31 protein-coding genes are annotated in these 24918 nt (G+C 41.4%); 3 read left to right on the forward strand and 28 right to left on the reverse strand.

Annotation, left to right across the window (positions count from 1 at the left end; genetic code table 11):
• On the reverse strand, nucleotides 1-909 hold the full coding sequence (locus FLA_RS01990; protein WP_084206471.1) for a sensor histidine kinase: 909 nt from the start codon (nucleotides 907-909) through the stop codon (nucleotides 1-3).
• Nucleotides 910-1297: 388 nt separating this feature from the next.
• Here FLA_RS01990 and FLA_RS01995 point away from each other — a divergent pair, with 388 nt between their 5' ends.
• Nucleotides 1298-1801: a helix-turn-helix domain-containing protein gene (locus tag FLA_RS01995; RefSeq protein WP_084206472.1), complete on the forward strand. Its 504-nt coding sequence runs from the start codon at nucleotides 1298-1300 to the stop codon at nucleotides 1799-1801.
• 11 nt (nucleotides 1802-1812) lie between these two features.
• Here FLA_RS01995 and FLA_RS02000 read toward each other — a convergent pair whose 3' ends face one another.
• The 11 genes from FLA_RS02000 to FLA_RS02050 form a co-directional block, all read right to left on the reverse strand.
• Nucleotides 1813-2274: a hypothetical protein gene (locus FLA_RS02000; protein ID WP_076381732.1), complete on the reverse strand. Its 462-nt coding sequence runs from the start codon at nucleotides 2272-2274 to the stop codon at nucleotides 1813-1815.
• A 114-nt stretch (nucleotides 2275-2388) separates the two neighbouring features.
• Nucleotides 2389-3969: a serine/threonine-protein kinase gene (locus FLA_RS02005; RefSeq protein ID WP_076381733.1), complete on the reverse strand. Its 1581-nt coding sequence runs from the start codon at nucleotides 3967-3969 to the stop codon at nucleotides 2389-2391.
• An 866-nt stretch (nucleotides 3970-4835) separates the two neighbouring features.
• Nucleotides 4836-5240: a hypothetical protein gene (locus tag FLA_RS02010; RefSeq protein WP_076381734.1), complete on the reverse strand. Its 405-nt coding sequence runs from the start codon at nucleotides 5238-5240 to the stop codon at nucleotides 4836-4838.
• Between the two features lie 52 nt (nucleotides 5241-5292).
• A complete protein-coding gene (locus FLA_RS02015) occupies nucleotides 5293-6039 on the reverse strand; it encodes a hypothetical protein (protein ID WP_076381735.1) in 747 nt (248 codons plus the stop codon).
• 28 nt (nucleotides 6040-6067) lie between these two features.
• The gene (locus FLA_RS02020) at nucleotides 6068-6313 is read right to left on the reverse strand and encodes a hypothetical protein (protein WP_096510652.1); all 246 of its coding nucleotides are present in this window, start codon (nucleotides 6311-6313) and stop codon (nucleotides 6068-6070) included.
• Nucleotides 6314-6354: 41 nt separating this feature from the next.
• The gene (locus FLA_RS02025; protein ID WP_076381736.1) at nucleotides 6355-6822 is read right to left on the reverse strand and encodes a hypothetical protein; all 468 of its coding nucleotides are present in this window, start codon (nucleotides 6820-6822) and stop codon (nucleotides 6355-6357) included.
• 20 nt (nucleotides 6823-6842) lie between these two features.
• Nucleotides 6843-7388 (reverse strand): hypothetical protein, encoded by a 546-nt coding sequence (locus tag FLA_RS02030; RefSeq protein ID WP_076381737.1) that lies wholly within the window; start codon nucleotides 7386-7388, stop codon nucleotides 6843-6845.
• A gap of 64 nt (nucleotides 7389-7452) precedes the next feature.
• The gene (locus FLA_RS02035; protein WP_076381738.1) at nucleotides 7453-8223 is read right to left on the reverse strand and encodes a DUF3560 domain-containing protein; all 771 of its coding nucleotides are present in this window, start codon (nucleotides 8221-8223) and stop codon (nucleotides 7453-7455) included.
• A 31-nt stretch (nucleotides 8224-8254) separates the two neighbouring features.
• Nucleotides 8255-8530: a hypothetical protein gene (locus FLA_RS02040; protein ID WP_096510654.1), complete on the reverse strand. Its 276-nt coding sequence runs from the start codon at nucleotides 8528-8530 to the stop codon at nucleotides 8255-8257.
• Nucleotides 8531-8571: 41 nt separating this feature from the next.
• A complete protein-coding gene (locus FLA_RS02045) occupies nucleotides 8572-9045 on the reverse strand; it encodes a hypothetical protein (protein WP_076381740.1) in 474 nt (157 codons plus the stop codon).
• Nucleotides 9046-9123: 78 nt separating this feature from the next.
• Nucleotides 9124-9540, reverse strand: coding sequence for a DUF6943 family protein (locus FLA_RS02050; protein ID WP_076381741.1), 417 nt, complete (start codon nucleotides 9538-9540; stop codon nucleotides 9124-9126).
• Between the two features lie 424 nt (nucleotides 9541-9964).
• Between FLA_RS02050 and FLA_RS02060 the strand changes: the two genes are divergently transcribed.
• Entirely contained in the window at nucleotides 9965-10429 is a 465-nt protein-coding gene (locus FLA_RS02060) for a hypothetical protein (RefSeq protein ID WP_076381742.1), read from the forward strand.
• A 69-nt stretch (nucleotides 10430-10498) separates the two neighbouring features.
• The gene (locus FLA_RS02065; RefSeq protein ID WP_096510658.1) at nucleotides 10499-12964 is read left to right on the forward strand and encodes a hypothetical protein; all 2466 of its coding nucleotides are present in this window, start codon (nucleotides 10499-10501) and stop codon (nucleotides 12962-12964) included.
• A 416-nt stretch (nucleotides 12965-13380) separates the two neighbouring features.
• Here the strand turns inward: FLA_RS02065 and FLA_RS02070 are convergent, their stop codons facing one another.
• From FLA_RS02070 to FLA_RS02140, 16 genes are all read right to left on the reverse strand, one after another.
• The gene (locus FLA_RS02070) at nucleotides 13381-13638 is read right to left on the reverse strand and encodes a hypothetical protein (RefSeq protein ID WP_144264143.1); all 258 of its coding nucleotides are present in this window, start codon (nucleotides 13636-13638) and stop codon (nucleotides 13381-13383) included.
• 201 nt (nucleotides 13639-13839) lie between these two features.
• Nucleotides 13840-14064 (reverse strand): hypothetical protein, encoded by a 225-nt coding sequence (locus FLA_RS31090; protein ID WP_144264144.1) that lies wholly within the window; start codon nucleotides 14062-14064, stop codon nucleotides 13840-13842.
• Complete coding sequence (locus FLA_RS02075) at nucleotides 14061-15200, reverse strand: hypothetical protein (protein WP_076381745.1); 1140 nt, start codon at nucleotides 15198-15200, stop codon at nucleotides 14061-14063. Before FLA_RS02075 ends, FLA_RS31090 begins: the two co-directional genes overlap by 4 nt.
• On the reverse strand, nucleotides 15172-16047 hold the full coding sequence (gene traN, locus FLA_RS02080; RefSeq protein ID WP_076381746.1) for a conjugative transposon protein TraN: 876 nt from the start codon (nucleotides 16045-16047) through the stop codon (nucleotides 15172-15174). Before traN ends, FLA_RS02075 begins: the two co-directional genes overlap by 29 nt.
• A gap of 31 nt (nucleotides 16048-16078) precedes the next feature.
• Nucleotides 16079-17326, reverse strand: coding sequence for a conjugative transposon protein TraM (gene traM, locus FLA_RS02085; protein WP_076381747.1), 1248 nt, complete (start codon nucleotides 17324-17326; stop codon nucleotides 16079-16081).
• Nucleotides 17327-17328: 2 nt separating this feature from the next.
• Nucleotides 17329-17679 (reverse strand): hypothetical protein, encoded by a 351-nt coding sequence (locus FLA_RS02090; RefSeq protein WP_076381748.1) that lies wholly within the window; start codon nucleotides 17677-17679, stop codon nucleotides 17329-17331.
• A 3-nt stretch (nucleotides 17680-17682) separates the two neighbouring features.
• The gene (traK, locus tag FLA_RS02095) at nucleotides 17683-18300 is read right to left on the reverse strand and encodes a conjugative transposon protein TraK (RefSeq protein WP_076381749.1); all 618 of its coding nucleotides are present in this window, start codon (nucleotides 18298-18300) and stop codon (nucleotides 17683-17685) included.
• 30 nt (nucleotides 18301-18330) lie between these two features.
• On the reverse strand, nucleotides 18331-19527 hold the full coding sequence (gene traJ / locus FLA_RS02100) for a conjugative transposon protein TraJ (RefSeq protein WP_076381750.1): 1197 nt from the start codon (nucleotides 19525-19527) through the stop codon (nucleotides 18331-18333).
• Nucleotides 19528-19562: 35 nt separating this feature from the next.
• The gene (locus FLA_RS02105) at nucleotides 19563-20195 is read right to left on the reverse strand and encodes a hypothetical protein (protein WP_076381751.1); all 633 of its coding nucleotides are present in this window, start codon (nucleotides 20193-20195) and stop codon (nucleotides 19563-19565) included.
• Between the two features lie 91 nt (nucleotides 20196-20286).
• Complete coding sequence (locus FLA_RS02110) at nucleotides 20287-20727, reverse strand: hypothetical protein (RefSeq protein ID WP_096510660.1); 441 nt, start codon at nucleotides 20725-20727, stop codon at nucleotides 20287-20289.
• A gap of 33 nt (nucleotides 20728-20760) precedes the next feature.
• Nucleotides 20761-21258, reverse strand: coding sequence for a hypothetical protein (locus FLA_RS02115; RefSeq protein ID WP_144264145.1), 498 nt, complete (start codon nucleotides 21256-21258; stop codon nucleotides 20761-20763).
• Between the two features lie 149 nt (nucleotides 21259-21407).
• Nucleotides 21408-21923: a hypothetical protein gene (locus FLA_RS02120; protein ID WP_076381754.1), complete on the reverse strand. Its 516-nt coding sequence runs from the start codon at nucleotides 21921-21923 to the stop codon at nucleotides 21408-21410.
• Nucleotides 21924-21934: 11 nt separating this feature from the next.
• A complete protein-coding gene (locus tag FLA_RS02125) occupies nucleotides 21935-22771 on the reverse strand; it encodes a hypothetical protein (RefSeq protein ID WP_076381755.1) in 837 nt (278 codons plus the stop codon).
• A gap of 58 nt (nucleotides 22772-22829) precedes the next feature.
• Complete coding sequence (locus FLA_RS02130) at nucleotides 22830-23651, reverse strand: hypothetical protein (protein WP_076381756.1); 822 nt, start codon at nucleotides 23649-23651, stop codon at nucleotides 22830-22832.
• Nucleotides 23652-23780: 129 nt separating this feature from the next.
• Nucleotides 23781-24461 (reverse strand): hypothetical protein, encoded by a 681-nt coding sequence (locus tag FLA_RS02135; RefSeq protein ID WP_076381757.1) that lies wholly within the window; start codon nucleotides 24459-24461, stop codon nucleotides 23781-23783.
• 23 nt (nucleotides 24462-24484) lie between these two features.
• A complete protein-coding gene (locus tag FLA_RS02140) occupies nucleotides 24485-24910 on the reverse strand; it encodes a hypothetical protein (protein ID WP_076381758.1) in 426 nt (141 codons plus the stop codon).
• Between the last annotated feature and the right edge of the window lie 8 nt (nucleotides 24911-24918).

A 24918-nucleotide genomic window follows, 5' to 3' on the forward strand; every position in this document is an offset into this window, starting at 1 on the left:
TCATGCTCTATTGAATTGATTTATTACTATGCAATTCGGAAGCGCAATTGTGAATGTGTTCTTACCCTCTTCTTTAAAGCTTGTTGCTTTTATCTTTCCCTGCAAGGCTGTTACTATCTGTTTTGAAATATAAAGCCCTAGCCCAACTCCGGTACGTTCTGGATTGATTCGTTTAAATGGTTCAAATATTACTTCCAGTGCATCTTCAGGTATAGTGTCTCCCCAATTGGTTATATCAATTGTCAAATCTGTGTTCTGCCTGGTGCATTCTACTTCAATTTCATTCGTGCCTTTGGAATATTTAAAAGCGTTTTGCAACACGTTATTGAGTATCTGTGAAACTAGGATGTAATCAGAGTTCAACTGTATTTCGTTAATACCTGATGTAATTATTTTTACATTTCTTTTACTGGTGTCCTCCATCGTTCGTAGTTGAGCAATAGTATTAAGTAGTTCCAGAAAGTCAAATTTCTTTTTTTGGGGGAAATAGGCCTGCTCTCCCTCTGTAATCTTTACAGCTTCGGTCATGTTGTCTAAAATGGACATTGCAAACTTTGTCCCTAAATAAATCCCTTCCCAATTTTGATCAACCCGTTTGCCTGCTTTTATTTCATTACAGAATCGCGGAATGTTTTGAATGTAGCTTCTGACCTCATGACTGAATGAAACAAATAATCGTTTGAGAAAACTGGAATTTGTTTCATCTTCTCTTTTTACTAAATCAATTGCTGACTTTGACATAGCGGTGTTAGTTTTAAAGTGAAAGAATTGCTGTGAAAGTGGGATAGATAAGGTATAGTGTCCCAAAAATGAGGTGCAGCAATGCCCGCTTGTCATAAATACTTTCGCTCCCGGTAAAGTATCGGGTGCAAAAAAGCGTAGTTTAATAGGTGTTACAGTTATAAGCATTGTCACTTTTTTGGGCCGAAAATATTAGTCTCTGGCCTGAGATTTTGTGACTACTGCTTAATGAATAAGCAATAGGGCTGGAATCCTGCGTACCGTGGCCTAGGCAGTGACAGTGCCATGTCTATCCTTTCGGATAAACCCCCAACGGTATAAGCAGGCCCTACACCCTATTGCATCGCAATATAGATATGAAGGGCCGTAAACTTACACTCACATGGGAAAAAACCTTAAATGTCACTTTTAGGCCTGTGAGAAGCTACGCCTTCCCCCTATGTTAAGGGGTTTGACTAATATTTTCTATTCCAAATATACTAAAAAATTACAAATGCGCTAATAAACCTTACAAAATATTCTTCCCGATCAACCAAATATTACCGGCAAAAGAAGAATGCTAGAAAGCCAGTATTTAAAAGACCAGCAACTGTTACTTGGGCGACAAATCACTTTTTTAAGAATTAAAGCCGGATTTAATAATAAAGAAACAGTTGGCAAGATTTATACAGGTAGTGATAAAAGAAGTTCTATAATAAGCAGGTTTGAAAAAGGGAACAATCTTAAATTGGTTTCAATTATAAGACTAGCTAATATTTTTAAAGTTCCTGTGTATTGCTTTTTCGATTTTCAAAGAAAATTTAGGGTGATAATAAATGATAGATATGTAGATGATCTGGAAGTGCGGCTAAAATCAACTTTATTGATGGTAGCTAAGAATATGAAAAGGTTAAGAAAGGAGAGAAATTGGTCACAGCTTGATTTGGAAATAGAAACTGGTATAGATAGAGCCACACTTGGCCTTTATGAAACTGGTTCTGAAAATTTAGAGTTTGATACATTGGTAATAATCTCTCAGGGTTTCAAAGTTGAAGTACTACAGCTATTACGCGCTGATTAATCTTTCTCTGCTTATTCAAAATCACAGATACTATTAAACGGGTGTTCTTTACGAAACATCATATACAGGATGGGGGTTATAGCTAACAATTCTTCCCGTTCTTTTTGATTCAGATAGTGAGGTCTGAACAGAGTGGTGTAAATCCAGTAAAAGGTGTGAGGTTCTGCCGCTGTCATTTTATATTTTTCCATCCGTATTTTAACGATCATAAGCATGTTGGCTGCATCTGTATCGTTCAGGCAGCACCAATTCTCAGAAATTCGAGTACCTCCCTGAAATACTGAGTAATGTATGCCATAGCCCACCGGTGTTACATCAATATATAAGCCTGTAGCTGGCGATTGAAAGCGTCTTGTTTTTCTAGTTTTTTCGTGTTGCTTCCAGGATGAAATATCCTGTAGGGAAACAGTGTTCAGAGAAAAGTTTATTATTTCACCATCTGGTAAATATTGCAGCAGAACAGGTAAGTCCATTTTATAGCCCTTCGTTTCAGCGTTAACAATGGCCTGAATATGGGTACAGCATTAATGACGATAAGGTAGTGAGTACAAGATAGTCAATAAACATTAAAAAAATAAAGGTGGCTGTTAGTCCATTTGAGGTAATAATTTAATGAGTTCTATAAAGTCTGCGTCTTTCAATTCATCAAATGTCATATTAATGGAACTGATTACGCTACCCCTGCTGTACTCATAATTATTGAGAAAGTCTTGGATGTGTTCCATTGCTACATAATAGTTAGGCATGTTTGAATAGAGTGGCATAGGTGAGAACTTACAGGTGTACCAGGAGCCATACAGGTCTGAATCAGATGTTTTGAGTAATACAATATTAAATCCTGCGGGGTGTATTTCAGCGATGCTTGCCCGCGTGGCCATTTCAAAACGTAAATCGTTTACGATCACTTTTCCCACCAACATCACACGGTCTTTTACTATATAGCCAGGGGTATATTTATCACGGACATATCCGAAGCGGTCATTTTGAATTTTGTAGTATTGTAGTTCCTGCTCTTTGTGGAAATTGGAAAATTCTTTTTTAAAAAAAGCGATGGTCAGTGTTTTGCCAAAAAGAGTGAGTGTATAGGATGCTTCATATGGGTTGTACGGTTGCAGCCTTTCTGTATGTGTTATTTGTTCTGTAACGGATTGCTGGTTGAATGCCTGGGATATGTCGGTTATCTGGTTGAACAGCTCTTTTATAGAATAACTGAGTATACTATTGGTTTCTTCTCGTTGTAATTTGGCTTTCTCCTGGGCTAATGCTTCCGCTGTTATGGCATTGGCTTTTTTATTTGCATGATGCAGTACGTCATCTAAATTGTATTTGTTCTGTATTATCTCGGCTCCCTGCAGGTCGGTAAGAATGGCTGCAACATCCTCGTACCTGTCTTTGGCTTTTTTGCTGGTCATTTTCTTTATGATATTCACCAGTGAATAGGGGATGTCGCTGCGATGACTTTTCATGTCTGGCAGGGGAGTGGTTAGGTGTGCAATTTTCCAGTCCTGATCTGTCTGCCCTTTGAATGGTATGGATAAAGTAAGTATTTCAAAAAAGATAATACCTAAAGAGTATATATCCATTCGAACGGTGTTTGTTTCACTCAGCCAGCATTCTGGTGACATATAGGCCAGGGAGCCATAACCTTTGAAGGTAAGTTGCCGGGTGCTATGGTCTTTGTATTTGGATATACCAAAATCGCATATCTGTAATTCGCCGTTTTCTCCCACCAGGATATTGCCTGGTTTCAAATCTCTATGAACTATCAGTTTATGTGCTGCTTGTAAGCCTTTCAATAATTGTGTAAAGAGGTTCATGCAGGTATCAATAGGAAGCAGGCTGCTGTTTTGTAGCAGGTCACCTAAATCGCCATTTTGGAAATAATCCATTACACTGTAAATGTAGTTGCCGGTATTGTCTGTGAATTCACCGTAAAAATGAGTTTTGGCAATGTTCGGGTGACGTAAAGACGCTGCCATTTTGAATTCTTCTATTAAAAGGTCTTTGGTGTTGGGGTTGTCTACAGGTGTTATTTTAATAGCCACTTCTGCATCCTGGTTCTGTGTGTCATTGGCCAGGTAAATAAAGCCCATACCGCCGTTTCTCAAATACATTAAATTAATATACTGTTCATCTCCCTGTGGGCCTTTAAGTCTTTTGGTGTTCATGTTCTTATGCTTTGTAAATGGTATGCTGGGTAATTATAAAAATAAGTAGAATTATTATATTCAGAAATAGCAGGATGGTTTTTCGTGTAAATGGAAATGGTTGGATATAGCGGGACTATGTTTATGACATCAATGGCTGGCTAATGGGAAGTATTATGTATTAAAGGGTGACCTTTTTATTCACAGTTGTGGATGCTTTCCTGAGCTTTAAAGTGTTGGTTTTTAATAGGTAAAGGTCGCTTTTGTCATTTCAGGGTGGGGATATAAATGTGTAGTACCATGTGCCAATAGTAAGCAATCATCACTTTATTGATTTATTTTTACCTGGTAAGTATTCAGAAGCAGATTTATAGAATATAAGCGATGTGTAGCTGATGTAACAATTCTAAACCATTACAGGTTAGTGATCGTTACATATGGTAAACACAAAACGCAGGGGAGGGAGGAAGGCCCCACAAAAAAATAAGCCCCCATATTGGGCGCTTATCTTGCAGATTCTCGGAATTATAAAGTTGATTATCGAACTGATTCGACCCAGGTAACGATAATTCTTTAGAAAATCCGATCAAGGCCAGTTTCAAAAACTGGCCTTTTCTCTTTACCAAAGATACATGTATCGTTCAAAAATTGTGGTGAAAGTTACATAAATAAAGAAGGGCCCGTCTGTATAGTCCAAACCTTGTTATAGAACCCGCCACCGGTGCGGGTGTTTTTTACTATTCTTTTCCCCGCCAATGCCGCTGATGCGTTTTTTAGGCTCCTTCCTGGGGGTGTTTGTGCTGAATGTGTCGTTGTCGGTATATTGTGTTATTAACGTCCTTTTCGTCTCTAAAGTACGTATTTGGTGGCAATGCTATATAGTAGGCTTAGGCATTAAAGAGGGTGACAGTATCCAGGATAATATCGCGCATGCCTTTTGGGCCACCTGCGCCTACCAGGAAACAGGCTACCCGTGTTTGTTCATCAAATACAACATGAAAAGCATACCGGTAGATTTTTTGCTCGAATAGGGAGCGCTGCCCCTGGTTATGCTGTGGGCAGTTAAAGATGGCGTAACACAGTGTGTCTAAGTAAAACAATCCTTCGTATGCCATGTAAAGGCCGGGGCATAGGGAAAAGCTGGTACGTTTGCGGCTGCCTATGTTTGTCACTTTTTCACCCGGTAGGATGGTGATGCCCTGGGTGCTGGTAATCGGCTGGGGGATAAAAACCGGCAGTTCTGTACATACCAGGTAACAGGCCCCTAAATGTGTAATAATAGCAGGTTGCATAAATATGGGATGTGGTGATGAATAAAGGGGGGAGTAGTAAGTATATAAACTGTTAGTCTGCGGCGTATTTTTCCATGAGGGAGGTGGCAAATGTCTGTGCCTGGCGTAGCTCCCTGGACAGGTGAGCTGTATGCAGCTGTTCCGGAGTGGGCTCTTCATACTTTGGGAAAAGATATTCCAGGTGCTTAGTAAACAGCTCTTCTTCTGCATCTATCAGGCTGCTGCATTGTGGGCTCATAAGGTCAGACATTGCGGTAAAGGTGTGGGCACCTTGCGGGTTGTCCTCCGGTACTTCTTCAATTATGAGAAAACCGCCATTGTATACATGCAGTTTCGTATTGTCGGGGTAGTCTTCCATCCCGGTCAGTGCGGGGAATTCCTCTTGATTATCCGCTACATCAGCCGGTGTAAATGTTCTGCGGGAGTGCTGCATGTGCTGGAATGCAAATTGAGTACGCAGGAATTCAGCCAGTAAAGCCAAATATGGAACAGGAATATCTTTCAGTAAACAGGTAACTACCTGTGTGGATAGACCTAACACGTTGCCCGTAGCTACTGGTTCTTTACCGTCCAGGTGCCAGTCTATACCTGTTACCAGGGCATTCACATAATAGTTATCAGCCATTTCATGCGGGAAGTGTGGTATTTGTTGCAGTTGGCCCCGCGAAGGAATGAAGCCATCAGTAATAAGTAGTTCAACATGTTGGCGTGTCCCTAATTGTTCTTTAATAAAGTCGATAATCTGGTTTTTGAGTAAACCGGTTTCCTGGATATAGATTTTTGTGATACACTGAAACATGGGATAATGGTTTTATGTGAATGGATGGCTACAGTAATGCCTGTAGCTGGTAGTAGGACATTTCAATGAAAATGCTTTCGGCGCTTATATGGCTGTGTGCTTCCAGTGACTGCGGCAGTGCATTGTTATACAGGTATGATAACTGCCGTGCGCATCTTTTCAGGCGTTGGTGTGCCCGCTCCTGGCCGATGCTTTTGGTAAGCCGGTGAACGAGCGGCGGTGCGATGACGGAATAGATATACCTAGCGAAGTATTTCTTTTGATGGTGTAACATAATAAAATGAGCTACTAAGGGGTAGCCCTCCCTTTGGTGTTTTACTGGGGTATTTTACTTCTCACTTCCTTGATAAAATCATCCGTGTAACCGTCAATAATTGTTACCAGCAAATGATTGTCTGCGGGGTGCCATAAGGGGATAGCTCCTTTATAGCCATACAGAAATATCTCCTGCGCTTTTTCAGCGATCAGGGTGTAAGCCGTATGCGGATCACCGGTAATATTCTTAACCGTGTAGGCTGTTTTGTCTGCCAGTGCTGCGGTGATTACTGCAACCGGGTTGAGTGGTGAAATAGCGGGGCCTATAATGGTTTCAATTTCATCGGGCGTAAAGAATTCTTTTGTTGTCTCATTGTAAACCGTCCAATGGGAATCATTTGGTACAACACGTAACAGCACGGGCAGTGCTTCCCACAATGTGAGATTGTAAAATTTGGTAGCGGCCTTTTTATCCTTGTTGATGAATAAAGCCCCGGTGAGCAGGTCTGTATAAAGTAATCTTGACATTTGCGTAATTTTTAAAGTGCTTAGAAAAAGGGTACGTATTCAACGGTATAGTTGATTTTGGCTATGTTGCCTGCCGGGTATTGTGTATGTGCCACAAATCGGGTATTACCTGCTGTGTCATGCTTCCACTGTTTAACCTGGATGTGATTGGCTTTAGTGGCTTTTGCCAGGCATTTCACCAGCTGCTTCGGGTACATGCTCTGAAACGGCCTGAATGCAATGGAGCCTACAACATCTCCGGTATCATCTTTAATGAGCGCAATATGTCTATTGCTTTTTATGTGCAGGTAGGTAGTGCGGCCCTTTGTGATGGGGTCTTTAAAAGTGTTGATAGGTAGGATGTGATTACAATAATGCCACAGGTAAAAGTTGTTGGCTTTGTCGGGGTTGTTGGCATCAATGCCGCCATTAATGGCATAATCAATAAACATGCTTATTTGTCCGGGCTCTTTGAGAAGTAGCTGTGTGGTGGCATACTCTTTATACAGAAGCCTGAGTGTGGCATGGTCATACTTTTGCGCCTGGAATGATTCGCGGGCAACCGTGAAAAATGTTTCTGTTGTCATAAGTTGAAAAGTTGAGATTGTTTAAAAGTGCCCGCCTGCTTGGCTGGCCTGCGGGCATGGTCTGTTAGGGGTTAAATTGTTTTAAAAACATTTTAGCGGCGAAAACCCCGTTACCGGTTATTTTACGCTGGAAGGCCCCCTCTGATTTGCAATACACAAAACCATGTTTGCGCAAAGTGCGGTAAACTTCCTCCGGCACCCTGCTGCCAAATTTTAGCTGTACCCTTCCCACTTCAGGGTTAATAATGTATTTCACGCCGTTTTTCTCTTCTTCTTTGTATGTCAGGCTTTCAATAGCTTCTTGTTCTTCTAAACGTTTTTTTACACTGTTGATATTCTGGTTACTATTGGCAATTTCAAAGCGTTTGATACCGCCATATTTTACCATGTCGTTCCATTGTCCAATTGTTGCACCTGGTAGCTTCATGTAGCCATCTTTATCATTAGGATTTTTACGGTATAGCTTACCTGCTTGTTTTAAAAGTTCATGTGCTGCTTGTAGCCTGGCCAGTTTATCGCGTAGCAGTTGCAGTGCGTCCGGGTTATCGGTAGCAATAGTTTTATTATTACGTATAGAGCTTGCACGGTCTTCGTAGTGGTCTGCGGCTTTGTCTGCTTCTACACTGCCGCGCATGGCGTTGTTTGATCTTTCCAGTAACCGGCGGTGTCCTTTCTCGGAATGGTGCCCTATGAGTATAGGCTGGCCCATAGGTATACCGCTTACCATGTTGTGTGAGCTCTCGTAAAGTTGTTGTGATTTCTGCCTGCTTTTGGCTGCTTGCATTTCTGCATTGTCTGCGCGGTTCACTTTCCGCTCATGATAATCGTGTCGCATAATTGTATAGTTTTTAATGAAAGAAAAAATGTTACTCTGCGAGGTGCATTTTGTAGTAACCCTTTAAGTCGATCCAATAGTAAAAGCCGCCATTGTCGCAGGTATTGGTCTGCTCTATCAGGCTAAATGCTTTATCTGCCAGTGTTTCGGTGCTGGCTAAATGCCAGTTGATTTTACTGCGGCCCTTTATACGCAGTTGGCTGCTGGCTTCCTGGATGGCTTGTATAAGGAAAGTTCTTGTTTGCTGGTGGCAGGCTTCGCGTATCATGCTCCAGCCTTCGGGTGTAATTGATATACTCCATGCCATAGGTGATAAATTTTACAGGTGATAAAATGAATGGTGTGTGTTTAGCTGATGTGTGTGTATTGGTTAAAGGCGCTGATAGCTGCTTCTACCTCCGGCCATGATTGCAGCACGGCTATTTTTGTTACCAATTTTTCCACCAGTGCAATAGGTGTTTGCGCAGGTAGGGGGTATTCTCTCTGAGCCCCTGCCAATGTCATTTGCACCCGGTAGGGCTGTGTCATGCGTTCTTTTAGCCTGGAAGCCTGGTATACATACCACCATTCACCCGTCAGCCGGAACTCAATAAGCAGGCTTTGCATTCTGCTATATCTGCCATAGCGTGCCATTAATGTTTTGCCTTTTTTCTTTTTGGGTGCTGTCCTGGGGCGCAGGTCATCGGTAAAATCTTCCTGAGTATAACCGGGGTAGATTTCCTGCATGAGTTGTAAAGCAAAAAGCGGCTCCTTTTTGTGCAGTCTGCGGGCTTTTCTTAAACGCCTTATTTTAAAAAGCCTTTCTTCTGAGAATTGCGCCATAGTGCAGATTTTAAAGTGCGGGAATGTGTTGGTGAACGGTGTTGTGATTACTGAGTACTGGTAAATAGTGAACAGGCTTTATGCTGATTCTTTCATGTACTGGTAGAATAGCGCGATTTGTAAGTCTTTTAGTTTTGCTATTTGCTGGACGTAGTTTTGCTCTAGCTGTATGGCAGCTTGTAGGGTGGGTATTTTGTCGGTGAGTAATTCGCTGTTATGGTTAACCTTATCTATTACTTTGCGCAGTGTACCTAAACGGATTAATTCAATTACGGAGCCGGTAAGTATCTGCCGGAAGATGCCCGCTTTCCACAGGCCAAAGCAAAGCCAATAAAAGTACTCTACGTCCTGGGGGGCGCACTTTAGTACTATGCTGTTACGGTTCGGGGAAAAGGCAGGCCGTCCGGTGTTCCTGCCCCGTGACAGCAAATAAATACCGGAAGCAACTGTGTTTCCTTTAGCCTGATTGTAGCAGTAAACAGAATAAGAACGCATATAAAGCCTTTTTTTAGTGAGCCTTTTTTTTCCTCAACCGCCCCCCTGGAAATGTTCCCAAAAGAAAAAAACGGGAAAAAAAGAAAGGCCCCCAGTTGCGCCGTTGGGCCCACAACGAATGCAGGCTTGGTGAAAATTTTTTGCGATCGTTTTTTCGCAAAAAAATTTCACCAACACTTGCCTGAGCAGTAGTTGGGGGACGCGCTACTTTTGCCTATTCTCTTTTTCCCGCTTTTTTCATTTTGGGGACATTTCATCAAAGACTGGAAACCAGGATTTGTGAAGTGGGTTATAATGAAAAATGTAGCAGTAATTGTTATGTATTTGATAGTGGGTTCTTCGGACGGGAGTGTTTTTAGCACCTGTTTGCTTTTGTTTAAAGCGGGCGGGTTAGCGCTGTTTGTCTATTTTCAAAAAGCTATTTATGGAGATTTTTAAAAGCGATACGTTACCAAATGAATTGCTGGCGTTAGGGGTGGAAAGGATACATGCTGCTGATGATGAAAAGGGGGAGGTGCTATCCCTGTATACGGAAACTATGAAGAAGAAGGGCGTCTGTATGGAGGTAGAGCAAAGGATTGTTGAAAATGAAGACGGTGATTTTGAGGAAGAGCGAACAATGGTGTCCTTGTTATGGTATGATGATGTTTCGGGGTATGATTTCACCATGTTTGTGAAGGATAGTTGTGATATTCCTTTGGATAAGCTAGTGGACTATATTATACCGGGAATGAAGGTAATAGAAAAGGATAAGGAGACATTGGTAAGTTACCTGGCAGATATTGCAGAACATTACGAGATTACAAAAGATATAGATAATAAGTCGTTGGGTGATAAAGCCTATAAGGTAATGGTGCAGCGGGTAAAGAATGTCAGGGAGTTAATGTGAAGCAATGTTTATGCGTTTATGGAGGTTTATTTATGTAACTTTCATGTCAATATTTATTCGGACGTAATCATGGATATTCAACATAAACGTATCACTGCGCGTGTTAGACCCTTGCGATATGCAGTCTTGTTTGATATAGCTACCTGCAAAGATTATAATACGATATTGCGTATTATTGAGTGGTACAGTAATTTTTGGGGTGGCAATACTAATCTAATTATCCCTACTGATGGGAAAACTATACCAATACACTATTGGAAATTACTTAAAAGTTATAGCCCGGATTACATTTATTCGTACCAAATTAGTGATATAGATGAATATTATTCAAATCCTAAACAATTTGAGGAAAAGTATAAAGATGAAATAAATAACTTGATTAAAAAACATGCTTCAAGAGATGCTGCCTTGCAATTTCTTGTCGCGAAATTGACTGCTACTCAAAAGCACGATCAATTTATTATTGATGAACAATTGGCTATTCAAATTGAAAGGGAGGTAAAGCCTTTTTATGCTTCTTCGAAGGAGCTAATAGGGAAAATGAGGGCCGGGGGGCATTCGGAACCCAATGCTTTACATATACATAAGTTTATTTACAGCGAAAGTAGTACCCCATATTTAATAACTTCAACCGATTATACGTTTGAGAATGTTTCTTCTTATGTTGAACTTTTAATTAGGACAAGAATAGGCAGTATGAAAACTGTTGGTGAGTATTTGAAGGATAGAAGGCATCTAAGATATAATCAGAATTTTGAATTGAGATATGAAAAATGTACACCTTCTGGTGTCGATAAATTGTTTGAGAGCACAAGATATTTATACGAGGAGTTTGGTGAACGAATTTCTCACACGAAACCTTTTGGACTGGAATGGATTACTACTAAAGACTATCATCCTGAAGAACATATGTCTATTATAATTGTGGTAGGCAGAAGTGTATCAGATTTCTGCTTTTATTATAATTTAAGACAGAATAAAAGGCTTGTGTTTTGGGTGCCTGGTTTAGTGGCTGACAACCTTGAAAAGTACGAGTTTGATATTTGTACGTCAATATTTGATACGATATCCCATCAAATAGGCACTTATGTATACTCCACTTGTTCAATAAACTTTGTTTCGGATTCATATAGTAAGCTGGAAATCGAATCACAATTAGATGGTATGTTTATTAATTTTGGGCTTCATTGGCGATCTGATGATATTGAAGCTTCGTACACTCCAATGGAAATGATTGATACTTCTATAGATTTTAGAAGGTACGATTTTAAGACGAAAGATAACTCCTGGATACAACAAATTTATAATGGGGTTTCCTCTGCTGCAATCCATTTTCCTGCTCCGGGTAATTTGACTGATCTTTATGGAAGGACTGGTTCCTGGATGGTTGATTTTAATGTGACAAGTGATGACGAAGGAGATAGAAGTTTGGGCTATGTACTACCATCGAATAATGAGGTGTTAGCAACTTTCTTTTCAGATGTCTTTTCCTCAAGAAAAGGAATGAAGCATAAGGTGAGAAATTCTGATAGTGCTATTTCTATTCAGGTTCCTGTTGCTGAAATTCATTACCCATTTGAACCTGGGAATGCCCTAACAACGCAAAGCAGAGTTAAACTGTTAGATGGGTATGATATATTTGAAATATTGTTTAAAAAAATAGGAGCTAAAATAGCACACTCTGATAAGGGGAAATATATGGGGGCTTCTATAGAACTATTTGGTGGTCTAAGTGAATTGGCAGATACCCTCTTGAATGATAAAATTCTCAACATTTTTAATCAGTTTCTAGTCGGTGATCCTAAAAATATTCCTTCAGAAGAACGTATTGGGTGTTTCCTTAAAAATGAAAATAGAACTTACCTAAGCTATGCTGATTTCGAGAAGATAGCAGGAGTTAACAGCAAAGAATTACGTGGTTCAATAAGTGATTTTTTAAGGAAAAAAATTTTGTTACGAGGACTAATCCTGCAATGTGAAAGGTGCAGTTATTTAGGGTGGTACAGGATGGAAGAAATAGGTCAGCAATTTGTATGCAATCGTTGTTATAGTGAACAGGTATATACAGAAAGGCATTGGCGAATGCCTGAACAAGAGCCTGGCTTTTATTATAAACTGGATGAAATGTTTTATCAGGGTTTGAATTCAAACATGCGTGTACCGGTTTTAAGCTTGAATGTAATGAAGGAAGCGGCTAAATACTGTTTTATTTATATTCCTGAAGTTAAAATATGGGATTCTGCTGGCAAGCTTTCGGAGGTTGATCTGCTTTGTATTGTAGATGGAAGGGTGGTAATTGGTGAAGCAAAGAGTAATGGGAAGGTAACGCCCTTAGAATTAGAGAAATACAGGGTTATTTGTAATGCGATAGAAGGTACTTTTTTGTTTTCGAGTGGAGCAACGGTAGCTGATGAAAAGAGAAAGAATATTGCAAAAATGGGATGGATAAAAGAGCCACTTATTATTGATGGCAGGGATTTGAAAATTACATTTGCTCTTCCTCAATTGAACAAGTGGTTAAGCCAAATTTATTAATGTCAGTGGAGTAGGTTATTTTTAAAAATCAATTTAGTCATATCGGAAAATTACTGATCACAGGAGTTTCAGGATTGATAGGCATATGTAGAATAGCCAACCAAACCCCAAACGGAGCGTCGCAAGTAAAGCACCATCGGAGCGGTGGCCCTTCTATCCCCCCCCAAAAAAAGCCGAAAAAACAAGCGCTCATGATGTTGTCAAAAGTCTTCTGCTACCAGCAGAAGCCCTAAAACCCTGGCAACCTTCTTCGGGTGAAATGTTCTGGCTGCGAAGCTGTAAGCAGGTGATTAGTTTGCGTAAACTACCGATACCAGTGCTTCGGAGAACAGCCCCGCTGATCCATCTAAAAATAGGACTTCGTATAATACGGAGCTAGGCTGTGGTGTTTTCCGGTGAAATATGTTGATAATACCCTATAAGATAAAATCGCTTTCAATTTCACTATCAATTCTTTTAATATAACCTGACGGTGCATAGCTGTACTTAACACAGGGCTCCAGTGTTTCTGACACATATCTTGCATACCCTTTTATGTCTGTCACCAACAGCATAAAATCATCGTTGAACAGGTATTTTTCTTCGTGCTTAAAAGGATGATTTAGAATGTAAATGCTATAATACAGCGTAGCGCCATTAATATATTGAATGATAATATAGACTGAGTTAAGCATATAGGGGAAAACAAAAGTAGTATGAAACTGCCTATTATTTACCCGGTTATAAAAAACTGCCTGTAAGACCAACGACATTTACTGACAATAGCTTTTCGTTGGCCTATCAGCGAAAGGCTGCATAATTGGTTTCTTGTATTTGAATAATTTACCATGCAACAAGTCTGCTCCCCTTACAACGATTAAAGGGCGAGCAAGGGTTTACGTGCAGGGTGGCGTGGGGGTGTAGGGGAGGTTGTCGGGAGGGTGTGTTGAGGGTGTAGCCAGGGTTGTAGTAGCGATGGAATGCACAAACTGGTGGAATCGGATTCGCCATATACGATTATCTACCAGTTTACGTAGTATTTCCAGTTGTTCCATGTTTAGCTGTGTCATTGAATGCTGGATATTATTCAGTGCTGATGGTGTTAATGGTGGTATTTTCATACGGTTCTTTTTAATTTTTTAGCTTCTTCGGGCATGTCTTCCCACCCGTTGCTTAACTGCTGATTATTGGTAATGGATGAAATAAGATCCCCGGCTTCTTCCCACACCTTTTCTTTAAACCTGTTCATGTTGATATAATTACCGTTACTGTCTGTGATACTTATTTTATGTTTTTCATTGCGGGGAGTAGCCTGTATGGTGCATTGTGTGTCCCCTTTACCTGGTAAGGGCAGGGTGAGGGTGTAGCTTTTTCCCTCGCCCAATGCTTTTTTCAGTGCGGCAAAGGTGTCACCAGCCAGTCGGGGGAGATTTAGTTTTTTAAGTTCATTTACCAGGTTGAACTCAACAGTTTTTACCTGTGTGTCACCGCCTGGTTTTGTGTCCAGGTAAGCAAAACTGTTACCCAGTTTAGCATCATCACCGTGTACCAGCCTAGCTGCGTTGGCTGCATTTATATCCGGGTTTTCATTTAATAGGAATGTATGTTTTTTTTCAGGGCCGATATTGCCGGTGCGTAGCTCTTCTGTCGTGGGGTTTGCTTTGGCGGTTATTTTCTCAAAGAAATACAACTTGGTATCCGGTATCCGCTTACAATGCAGGTAATACAGGGTGCCCTTATTGTTTACGTCCAGGTAATTGATGTGAAATTCCGGGAGGTTCAGTTTTATCATGCTGTCCAGGTGGCTTTCCTGGTTAATCGTAAAGCCTTTTTGTGCAAAGTCTTTACTGAGTGTATTTATATTGTGTTTATGGATAATGTCCTTTTGGATATGATCCAGTGCTCCATTAATTTTTTTGTACACAATGTTATAGCCACTCGCAAAATTGCGAATGGCATTACCTGCTTTTGAATACAGCAATTTATTATCCCATGTGGGGTTGAGCTTGGCGTCCAGGTTTTTAATCTGGTTTTTTACAAACTTCATTGCCAGTTTTTCCAGCCCGGTAGCTGTGGGGCTAATTTCACTGACAATACCACTATAGTAATTTCTTTTGAACTGCAATATTTCAGGATCATTACTGGACGCTAAGGGGTTAGCGATATATAAGGTCGCTTCCTGCTGGGCATATTGCTTCAGGTTTTCCAGTACCCTGTTTTCTGCCTGGTTATTGAACTGTGTTGCTGATTTCGGCATACCCTGGTAGTTTGCGCGTTTTCAGAAGATGTTTGTTTTTCATATCCAGGTGAAGTAGCCTGCCCCCGTTTTTCTCAAAAATCTCTATATGGAATTTTTTGTGATCTGATAAGGTAAAGCGGGGCACAGCGATGACACAGGATGCAGTGGAATGGCCTGGTATGTTGCTGATGGTAGTGTGGTATATCATCTGTACGGTGGTCTGCTGTACGCTGGAACGTTTAATTTTCTGGTAGTCCTGTATATAACAGCGGGTAAATTCCGGTGTATAGTCCAGTGGGGAGCGGTTGGTGATCTCCAGGTGAATAAACATCACTTCACCATCGTTGTAAATACTTTTCAGGGCGATTTTCATGCGCTGGTCTTTGCTCTTCAGGTGCAGGAAATTTTGGGATGTTGTTACCTGGCTATCAAGTAAAGACAATTGCAGGTCATTATAAGGCACATGATCCAATTGGAGAACGGAGGGGGCTATGTAGGTGTTAGGCGGCATCCTGCTTAAATCGTAGGTTGTCTGGCGTGGATGGTCTGTGTAGGTGATATCGAATGCGGTCACTTTGCCATCGGCAGTGAACACATGCAGGTTGGTGGCAGGGAAGTCCTTTTTGCCTGCTTTTAGTTTCAGGACGTTACTTACCTGGGCTTGTTTGGTGGCCATCAGGTCGCGGATACCTCTGTCTGCATCAATAACGGGGAAGGGAAATATCAGTACGGTGGTATAGTTATAACTAATGTCAATGGTGTAATGCTCTATAGAAGCATCCTGTAATGATTTGCCTGGCTGTTGGGCATACATAGCGGTGAGAAGGCACATGGCAATAATTGCCAGTAAGATGTTTTTTTTCATAAATCTGGTTTTTGATAGGTGGTGATTTTTGTTATTTGTTTTTCAGGAAAATGGAGTGTCCTGCTTTTATGGTCACAGTAATGTTTCTTATTTTTTTGGAAAGGAATGTCCTGGCGGTTTCTATACCCGCACTTGTTGCCTGGGTGGTCAGGCTGCCATCTAAGGAGGTCATGCCTATAGACTGTATAGCACGATCGGCGTTTTCTTTGGCTGCATCGCGTGTGATGGCACCGGGGACGAATATGCCTTCCTGCCCGTCACTGTCATATACACTCATCTGTATAGGCAGGATGCTTTTGCCATTCAGTACACTGGAAATTTTAATTTTCAACCTTTCATCAGAAATGCTACAGGAGCCATACACAAATGTGTTCTGTGGTATTTTAATACCTTTTATGAAAATGTCCTGCGTAAGCCGCATTTGTAGTGTACTGCCGTTTTGAAGGGTTTGGTTTTGCGGAATGACAGCTGTAAAGGATGTTTCCGTGGTAACGGTAGTGTCCACCTGTGGGGCAAGGGAGTAAAAGCTGTTGATGTTACCGTCATCCTGGGGAATATAAAACTCCGTCAGGGTATCTGTGTTATTACCAGGCTGTGAAGACACCTGGTAATAAAGAGTATTACCGGGTGCTTTGTTACCGGTCAGCTTTTCTGTCTGTTCCGGGTGTTGTATGGCTATGAGCTTATCCAGCATGGTGTTGAGCCTGGCCATTTCCGGGTCGTTTTCTGCATTGCTATCTATATTCTGTTTACCGGTGAGTAATTGTTCCAACCTGGCTATGTTTTCATCCTGGGTAGTGTTAGTGGTTTTGGTTGCAGGTATATTGGTGCTTTGCGGCTGTTGTACCTGGTGCATGACATTGTATAGTTCCGTTAGCTTGTCATTCACTTTTTTCTCATTGGCTTCCAGCTTCTTTTTAGGAGAAGCAGGGCTGTTAATTGCCTGCATGGGGTTTGTGGTAGCCTGTGGCGGTGCAGGATCATACTGTAACTGTTGTGCATAGGGATCGTTTTTTACCCGTTCCTGTTGCTTCAGGCTGTCCTTATGTGCGTCCAGGTATACTTCCAGTTTGTTTTTTTCCTTTTTGTTGGGTAGTACGGCATCTGGTAGTTTAACGTTAAATGCCTGTTTGGCTGTGTCTGTAGCATTGTCTTTTGATTGTAATGATTTGCTTAGTGAGGATAAGGCAAAGAAAAGGCCGGTAAGACATATGGCGAACACCAGTATGAGAAGAGATAGCCTTAATTTTTTGGCTTGTGATGGTGATAGTTTTTTCATGGTTATTTCGTTTTAATGATGATGGTGTCATGTTGTTGCTGAATGGTAAGCGGTGTTTTACTGAGGGTGTCCAGTGTTACCATAGGTATGCTCTGAATTACCCTGGTGGGGGAACTTGACCGGTGGTATAAGATGGGCCTGAGCAGCAGTGCGCCGAAAAACAGGGTGCCTGTTGTGCAATAAATCAGCAGCAGTATTTTTTTCTGCGTGGTAGAAAGCTTTTTTTCGGCGCGGCCTAATGCCTTGGCAAAGCGGCACTGGCATCTGTAAAGGATGGTGTTACTGTGGGTGCTGCTTGTTGGGATGGAGCTCGTAGTCCTCCGTCTGTATAGCTGCCTGATAAATGTTAACATAGGTTACCGGTTTTGAATGGATATATCTGTGTTGTCAATGATTCGCCAGTTTTCAATCAGAAATCCGTGTGGGTTGTTATCACTGGGCGATGTTACCCTGATGGTGCCCTCTGTTACCAGGCTACGTGTAACGATACTGGTGGCACGTATCATTTTCAGCTTACCATAATACCGGAAACGGTATGGTGGAATTGTTACCAGGGCAATGCTGTCCGGCTCCATCACCTGCTGGCTGATATTACCGGATACGATACCGGTATAGTATCCTTTCTCGTTCAGGTTGTCGTACTCGTTTTTTGCTTTTGCATCTGCGAGGTACAGCGACTTGGTGATGTTGCGTTTGATAACGGATTCGTCCGGTTCTAAGGAAAAGAAGTAATTATGAAATGTCTTAATGTGGTCTTTTATTTCTATGGGCATGTTTTCTGCACGTGATGCGGATACAGCCTGTAGGAACTTATCACCAGCTATTACATACACCTTGTCTTTATTACGTGCAATGGTCTGGTGAGATTTGTATATCGCATAACAGGATATGATGACATTGGCTACTGTCAGTACGATGGAAAATGTTTTGACATGCCGGAATGCGCTGTCAATATTTCTAAGTTGCTGAAACATGGGTGGTGTTTTATAGGTAATAGCATGGTGTTAGGATAATTTGCCTGCCTGATGGGAATTACTGTCATTGGTTTGGGTGTCTGAGTTGGCCGCGTTTGCCATGTCACCCATTTTTTTATCATCCCCCGGCGTATCATTGGCCATTGATCCACCGCCACTGCCGCCGCTGCTTCCACCCTTGGAAGAACCACCGCCTGCTGTGCCACCTGATAACAGGCGCATGGATGTTTTGGAAAACATACCTACAGTGCTCATAATGGAGTGGCCACCTGAAGCGTGGATAACATAATTGGCAACGCCTGGAATGGAGAAGTAGCCAACAATGCTTATCAGAAGGAATATGAGATAGGATGCGTCTGTTTCAGAAAAGGATACGCTGCCGTTGGCCTGTATCTGCGCCATGTCCAGCTGCAACATGTTTTTCTGAATCATATTGATGATGGTTCCGAAAATGTTGGCTATGGGCAGCCATAGGTAAACGTTTATGTATCGGCCTATCCAAACGGAGAGTGTATGCTGGAATCCATCATATATACTGAATGCAAGTACAAAGGGGCCTAGTATACCCAGTAACAGTAAAATAAACGTTCGCATTACATCTATGATAATAGAAGCTGCATAGTAAACGATCTGTAAAACTGTACTCAGCATCAGCTTAAACATAAATGACATACTGTTTCGCATGAGCTTTGCGCCAAAGGAAAAAGTTGGTGTTTGTTGTGTGCTGGTGGTAGGTTCTGGTTTTTCATACTTATCATAGTTCCGGTTACCATTGGTAGGGTTACCTACCGGGGTGCCTTCTGCTGCCCTGTTAATTTGAATTGCCCTGGTAAGTAGCAGGTCTTCTACTGCCTGGTTGGATTTGTTAAATAGGGATTGTGTTTTGAGGGTGATAGGATTGAGTACGCCATCCATCACTGGTAAAACCAATGTATTATATAATCCAATGAGTAGTGTAAGTGCGAAAGGCCGGAAGAGTGGAAAAAAATCTATGGGTTCTGCTGCTGCGATATGTTTCCATACGCGGTAACCGATGTAGAACAATGCGCCAAAACCTGCAACGGCAGTAGCAACGTCAATAAGTTGTGTGCCTAGTGGTAGTAATTGTTCTTTTGTTGATTCCAGTACGGTGTGTATATCCTGTACGGTGGAGCTCTGTGCATGCAGGATTGCAGGAAGAAGGGAAGAGAGGGATAATAAGGATAGTATGGTGGCTTTTCTTTTCATGGAATTGGTGTTTATGTGTCATAGGTAAAATGGTGTTATGGCTGTTTTTGCAGCTGCTGGAGTGTTTGAATGTCTTTGATGGCCTGTTGCTGCTGCTGCTGGAGAATGAGTGTTTTTTTATCAAAGGCATATAGGAAGTCGAGCTTTTCTTTAACATCGCCGTCAATACGATCTATGGCAGCAATACGTTCGGCATCATTCATGCGCAGCTGGCCTGCGGTAATGATAAGTAGCAGTTCATCAAAGTTTTTGGCTGTCTTATCCAGGATGTTGTTGTAAATATTGCTGATATGATCCAGTTCGCCATCTGTGAATACACCGGATAGTGAAAAGGAGGAATAGGCGCTTTTGTATTCAGCTATTATTTTTTGCTGGTTACTGATGATGTTTACGATTTTGTGATATTTGGCTACAGTAGGGCTCACTTTGAGTAAAGTGGACAGGAACAAGTCATGTAAGTTGAAGTTTCCTTCTGCCAGGTCTTTGATGGTTTTGTAACCATTGGTAAGGATGGTGTACCCTTTGTACATGGTGTTGAGAATCTCTTTCAGCTGGTGCCATTTCTCCACGTTTAAAATGAGTTGCTGTAGTTCCTGGGATTGTGCTTTTGCCTGGCGGGGTACGTATAGGCACAGCATGGCGGTGAGTAATACAATGGCGTATTTCATGGTGTTTCATTTTTGCCGGTTAGGCAGGATGGTTAGCTAATGCCCGAATGCTTGCGGTGGTACTGTTGTGATGAATGCTTTTATCCTTTTTTTAAACCACGCGGTTTTTGTTGTGCAATGGATGCTTTTCCGGGTAATTCATTTTTAGGAGTGTTACGCTTACGTTCCAATAGACTGAGCATTTCAATTGCTGTAGGCGGCTTTTGTTGGTCGATAAGCGTATAGGGATGTGATACATTGTCACAGGTAGATGTGATTTTTTTTCATGTACCTTTTCTCCCCAGGGATCAATGGATAGTTTAAATATGGAAGACATAACCGTACCCGGTTTTGTTTTGGTAACGATTCTTAGTTCACCATCGTATGAATATTGATCTGTGAGGTAGGCATCGTTCTTTACGTAGTTGTAAAGGGATTGTGTCTGGTTTTGCTGCTCTTGTGGCGTTACATAACCCAGTTGTACAAGCTTTTCAATGAACGGTTGAATGGTGGCCATTAGTTTGTCATAGTTGTGGGAAGAAGAGGTTTTCATATAATAGGATATTATTTATAAAAATGTTATGCTTTATCTGGAAAGTGATTCTAATAGGGATATGTCTTTCTGTTCAGATTGACGGAAACTGATAAGGCCGGTAATGTCATTGATAAATTGATGAAAGCTGATTTTGGTGTCTGTGGAGTTGGTGTAGATGGCATCTATGGCAGTGATGCGTTGATGGTCGGTCATTTCAAGTTGGCCGGATGTAAGGATGGTAACCAGGTCTGCTACCTGCGTTGCAATCTCTGAGAGAATATCGCTAATGATGGAAAAGCAATCATCCTGCTCTTTGGCTGTAAGCATGCCGCTGGCGATAAAAGTAGTACGTGCATTCCTGTATAGCTGAAGGGATTCTGTCTGTATGGTAGCGATAGCGGCAGCTTTGGAGTAACCGGTTACTGCGGGGCTCACTGTTTGCAGGTGATTGAAAAAAGCGCTGTGCAGGGAAAAATCACCGTCTTTGATGGTGCCAATCAGGTTCAGGCCGTCTTTGGCTATATCATAGCCTTTTTTGAGACGTTCCAAAAACAGCTGAAGCTTGGCGATATGGGCTAACAGGTATTTTTTTTGGGTTTTATTCTGTTTGAACCATTCGCTAAATGTTTGTGACTGGCTGAAGACTGGTAAACATAATAGCAGGATTATGAGAAGTGCTTTGTTCATAGGTGGTGTTTTTATAATCTTTTTTTGAATGTTTTGTTTTTCTGTTCAGCAGGTGGCGTGTTGCTATTGATGGTGGCTTGTTCGGAAGATGGGAGTATGGCATGTCTTGACCGGATTTCTTTCGTGTCGCTCAATAGCTTGTCTACTGCTACTGCGTTGGGTATGTGACCTTCCTGTAAGGGGGTAATAAATTTGGTGGCATTATGGTTGCTACAAATCAATCCTGTTACTTCCAGCTTTAAAGTAGCGCCGTCATATTTCAGCAGGAATTTGGAGGATAAAAAGCCTACCTCCATTTTAGTAATGATGCTTAGGTTGCCTTTGAATTTGTTGGTATAATTGATTTCGTCTTTTTCTACGACATTTTGATATATAAGGCTTCTGTAGGTGGCTTGTTGGCCTTCTGGTATATACGCACTTTTAACCAGTCCTTCCACAAATGGCTCGAAAGCGACTAAATGCTCGCGCTTGTTTTCACCTGGAGATTGTTCTGACTGTGTTTTGTTGTATGGTGTGTTCTGGCTCATAGGTAAAGACTTTATCTTTTTTTTTCTGGTACAATACGTTTGTAGCTGGAGGTAGGTATGGTGTTGTGGTTGGCAGTGTCTAGGTTTTGCTGCTTGGGATTTTTTCGGGAGTTATTCCAGGACAGGGATTGTTTAACCGTGGATAAAGCGGGTAGGGGAATAGAGGTAGGTGGTAAGAAGTTTTTTACCTGGTTACCTGCCTGACAATGTATGCCCATAATATACAGGGCATCTTTTTGGATGTCATACTTTAGCTTTATTTCGGAATAGATGGTGCCCTTTGGGGCGGTATCAGTAGTGAGCTTTAAAATGAATTCTTTTTTACGGTTGATTGTTTCGCTTATACTGTTGATGTGCCTTGCCAGTGCGTCTTTGACGGTGGGCACCTGGTCTTTTGTGATAAACTGACTTTGGAGTAGTTTGTCTGTAAAAGATATAACGGATGGCTTATAGTTGTCAGGTTGTTTTACAAATAGAATATCCTGGCTGAAAGTATTAACCAGTCCGGGAATATCTATTTGTTCAAAGTCTGCTGGTTTAATATCCAGTTTACGGTTACCTTGCTGGCATTTGATGTGTAGCAGTTGAAGGGAAGCTTGTTGTTCGTGATATTTGAAAGTAAGCCGCGTGGTGATTTTTTTGTTACGCGGGATTTCAGATTTTATAGCTATCGACAATGGCTTGTTGTGATGTTTGTTTATATACTTGTTGATATGATTATCCAGTGCCCATTTCAGTAAATTAAATTTGGAAACCTGTAAGAATCCATTATTGACAAGCTGTTTGGCAAACTGCTCCGTGGAAAACACGTAGTAAGGTTTGTTAGATTGTGGTAATGGATATTGCATAGGTGATTATTTGTATAGTTTCCTGATAAAGACAAGTGCTGATTTGGGATTAAAAGCGTTACTGTTTTTTATTGTACTTTCCTGCCTTTTTCTTTTCGGGGTGCAGGTTAGTAACAACGCTTGCACTGTGATCATGGCCTGGTTTTAAAGGTTGCAGTGCTTCAGCCACCATTTTAATAGACGGTAGCCGCTTATTAAGCGGGGAAGCCAATTCAATGGTTTCAATGCGGTTGGTATAGGAAATTTTTCTGAAGAAAAGCTGGTCTTTTTCTTTGTAATACCTGAGCTCTATGTCAGAGGTAATGGGTGGTTCATTTTTTACATTCGTTTCCAGTGACAGATTAAACGTACTTGATTCCTGGTTCTTTGATTTGGCTATATCCAAAAGGTTGTCCAGGTGACGGGTGAAGCCGGGAAAGTCTTTTTGTTTAATGTAACCGGCATACAGTAGTTTGTCTGCAATAAGGTGTACCTGCTGATGTTTTACGTTGTGACTGGGTGAATCATATAAGCCTAAACGAAATTCATCGCCAATATTATAAATGGTTATTTTTCTGAAATCCTGTACCGGTATGTTTTTCAGACGTGATCCTTGCTTACAGTGTATGTTTTTTACCTGTAAAGAGCTCAACCCGGTAACGTGCTCCAATTGGAAAGTGGTTTGTACTGGTGCTGCAAAAAGCAAGTTAGATTTTACGGTGATTTCAAGGGGCTTTTTTGTTTTATCAGCCAATGATCTTATGGTGTAGTTCTTTAATGAGTTTCGGAGAAACTTTTCGTCATCAGACGTAACAAAACCTGCCAGTAGCAATTTCAAGGTGAATGTATCCGGTGTGTATATATCCGGTGTGGTGTTGGTATTTGATGGCTGGTTTTCCATAGTTGGTATATTTTATAATCTTTGGTTTTACCTGATAAAACTGGCATGGCCTGATTAGCATATGTGTTTTGTAAATTTGTAATCCAGGTAATGTGGATGCCCTTCGGGATATATGTCATATTGCATAGCTTAGAAATTGTATAGTTTTTTAATAAAGTCAATTTCTTCCTGGTTTTTTGAGCGTTGCAGGCTCAGTAGTTTATTGTCCTGGTTGAATTCCCGCAGGTCACTGAGGTGTTCTTCCAGTGCGTCTGCTGTTTTGTTGATAATAACCAGCCTGTCTGCGTCCGACATTTGTACGGTAAAGGATTTCATCATACCTATCACGTCATCAATACCGGAAAGGCTTTCTGTGAGAAGGTTGGTATAAATGGTATGGATACGATCCTGTTCTGCCGGTGTAAAGTGATTGTCCTGGGATATAATAGAATAAGCAATACCGTATTCAGTGACAATCTGCTTTTGCATATTATAGATTTGGGCAAGCCGGTTATAATAGGTGATGACTGTTTTTACCCGCCACAATTCATCAAAGTAATCGGAGTACAACTGCTTTTGCTTATTTGTCCAGTCGGCTATATCCTGTAATTTCAGTTTGGATAGCAGGTTTTCTGCTTCCCTCTGGATGTTTTGCAAGTCAAGTACCTGGTTCTGCCACCGCTGAACCTGCAAGTCCACTGCTTTGATTACTCTTTTAACAGCTGCTTTAACCGCTTCTACAATAGGGTCTTGTGCCTGTGCTTTATAGGTAAGTGAAGGGGAGACTATTAACAGCACTGCTATTAATAGTCTGATGATGGTGTTTTTCATAAATGGTGGTTAGCTAGTGTGATCTATTCTACTTTTTCATAGAGTGCTTCGTTTAATTCCAGTGCCCCGTTTTTCTGATATAGCAGGCGGTAGCCGGAAGGTATCAGGAACATGGTACGGGTCATTGCATCGTAACTACCGGTGCAATACTGGGTTAACACCTGAGCGGGCCCGATCATGCCGCATATAATTTTCTGGTAGGTGGTTTTACGTGTGATCTGATAGGTCGTTGCAGTGGAAAGTACTTTTGCCACCTTGATCGTGTCTGTGTTAAAAGCAATGTGGCTTTCGCTGGTGAACACATAGGTGCCTGATGCAAACAGCCGTCTTGCCGGTTGCACCTGTAATGAGGTGGCTGCTGGCTGTGGTGATGTTGCTGGTTGTGGCTGATTGCTGCTGCATGCCGATAAGATGCAGGTTGCTGTAGAAATAATCAACAGTGTTTTCATAATTGATA

Origin of the sequence: Filimonas lacunae (genome assembly GCF_002355595.1) — a bacterium.
Lineage (GTDB): Bacteria > Bacteroidota > Bacteroidia > Chitinophagales > Chitinophagaceae > Filimonas > Filimonas lacunae.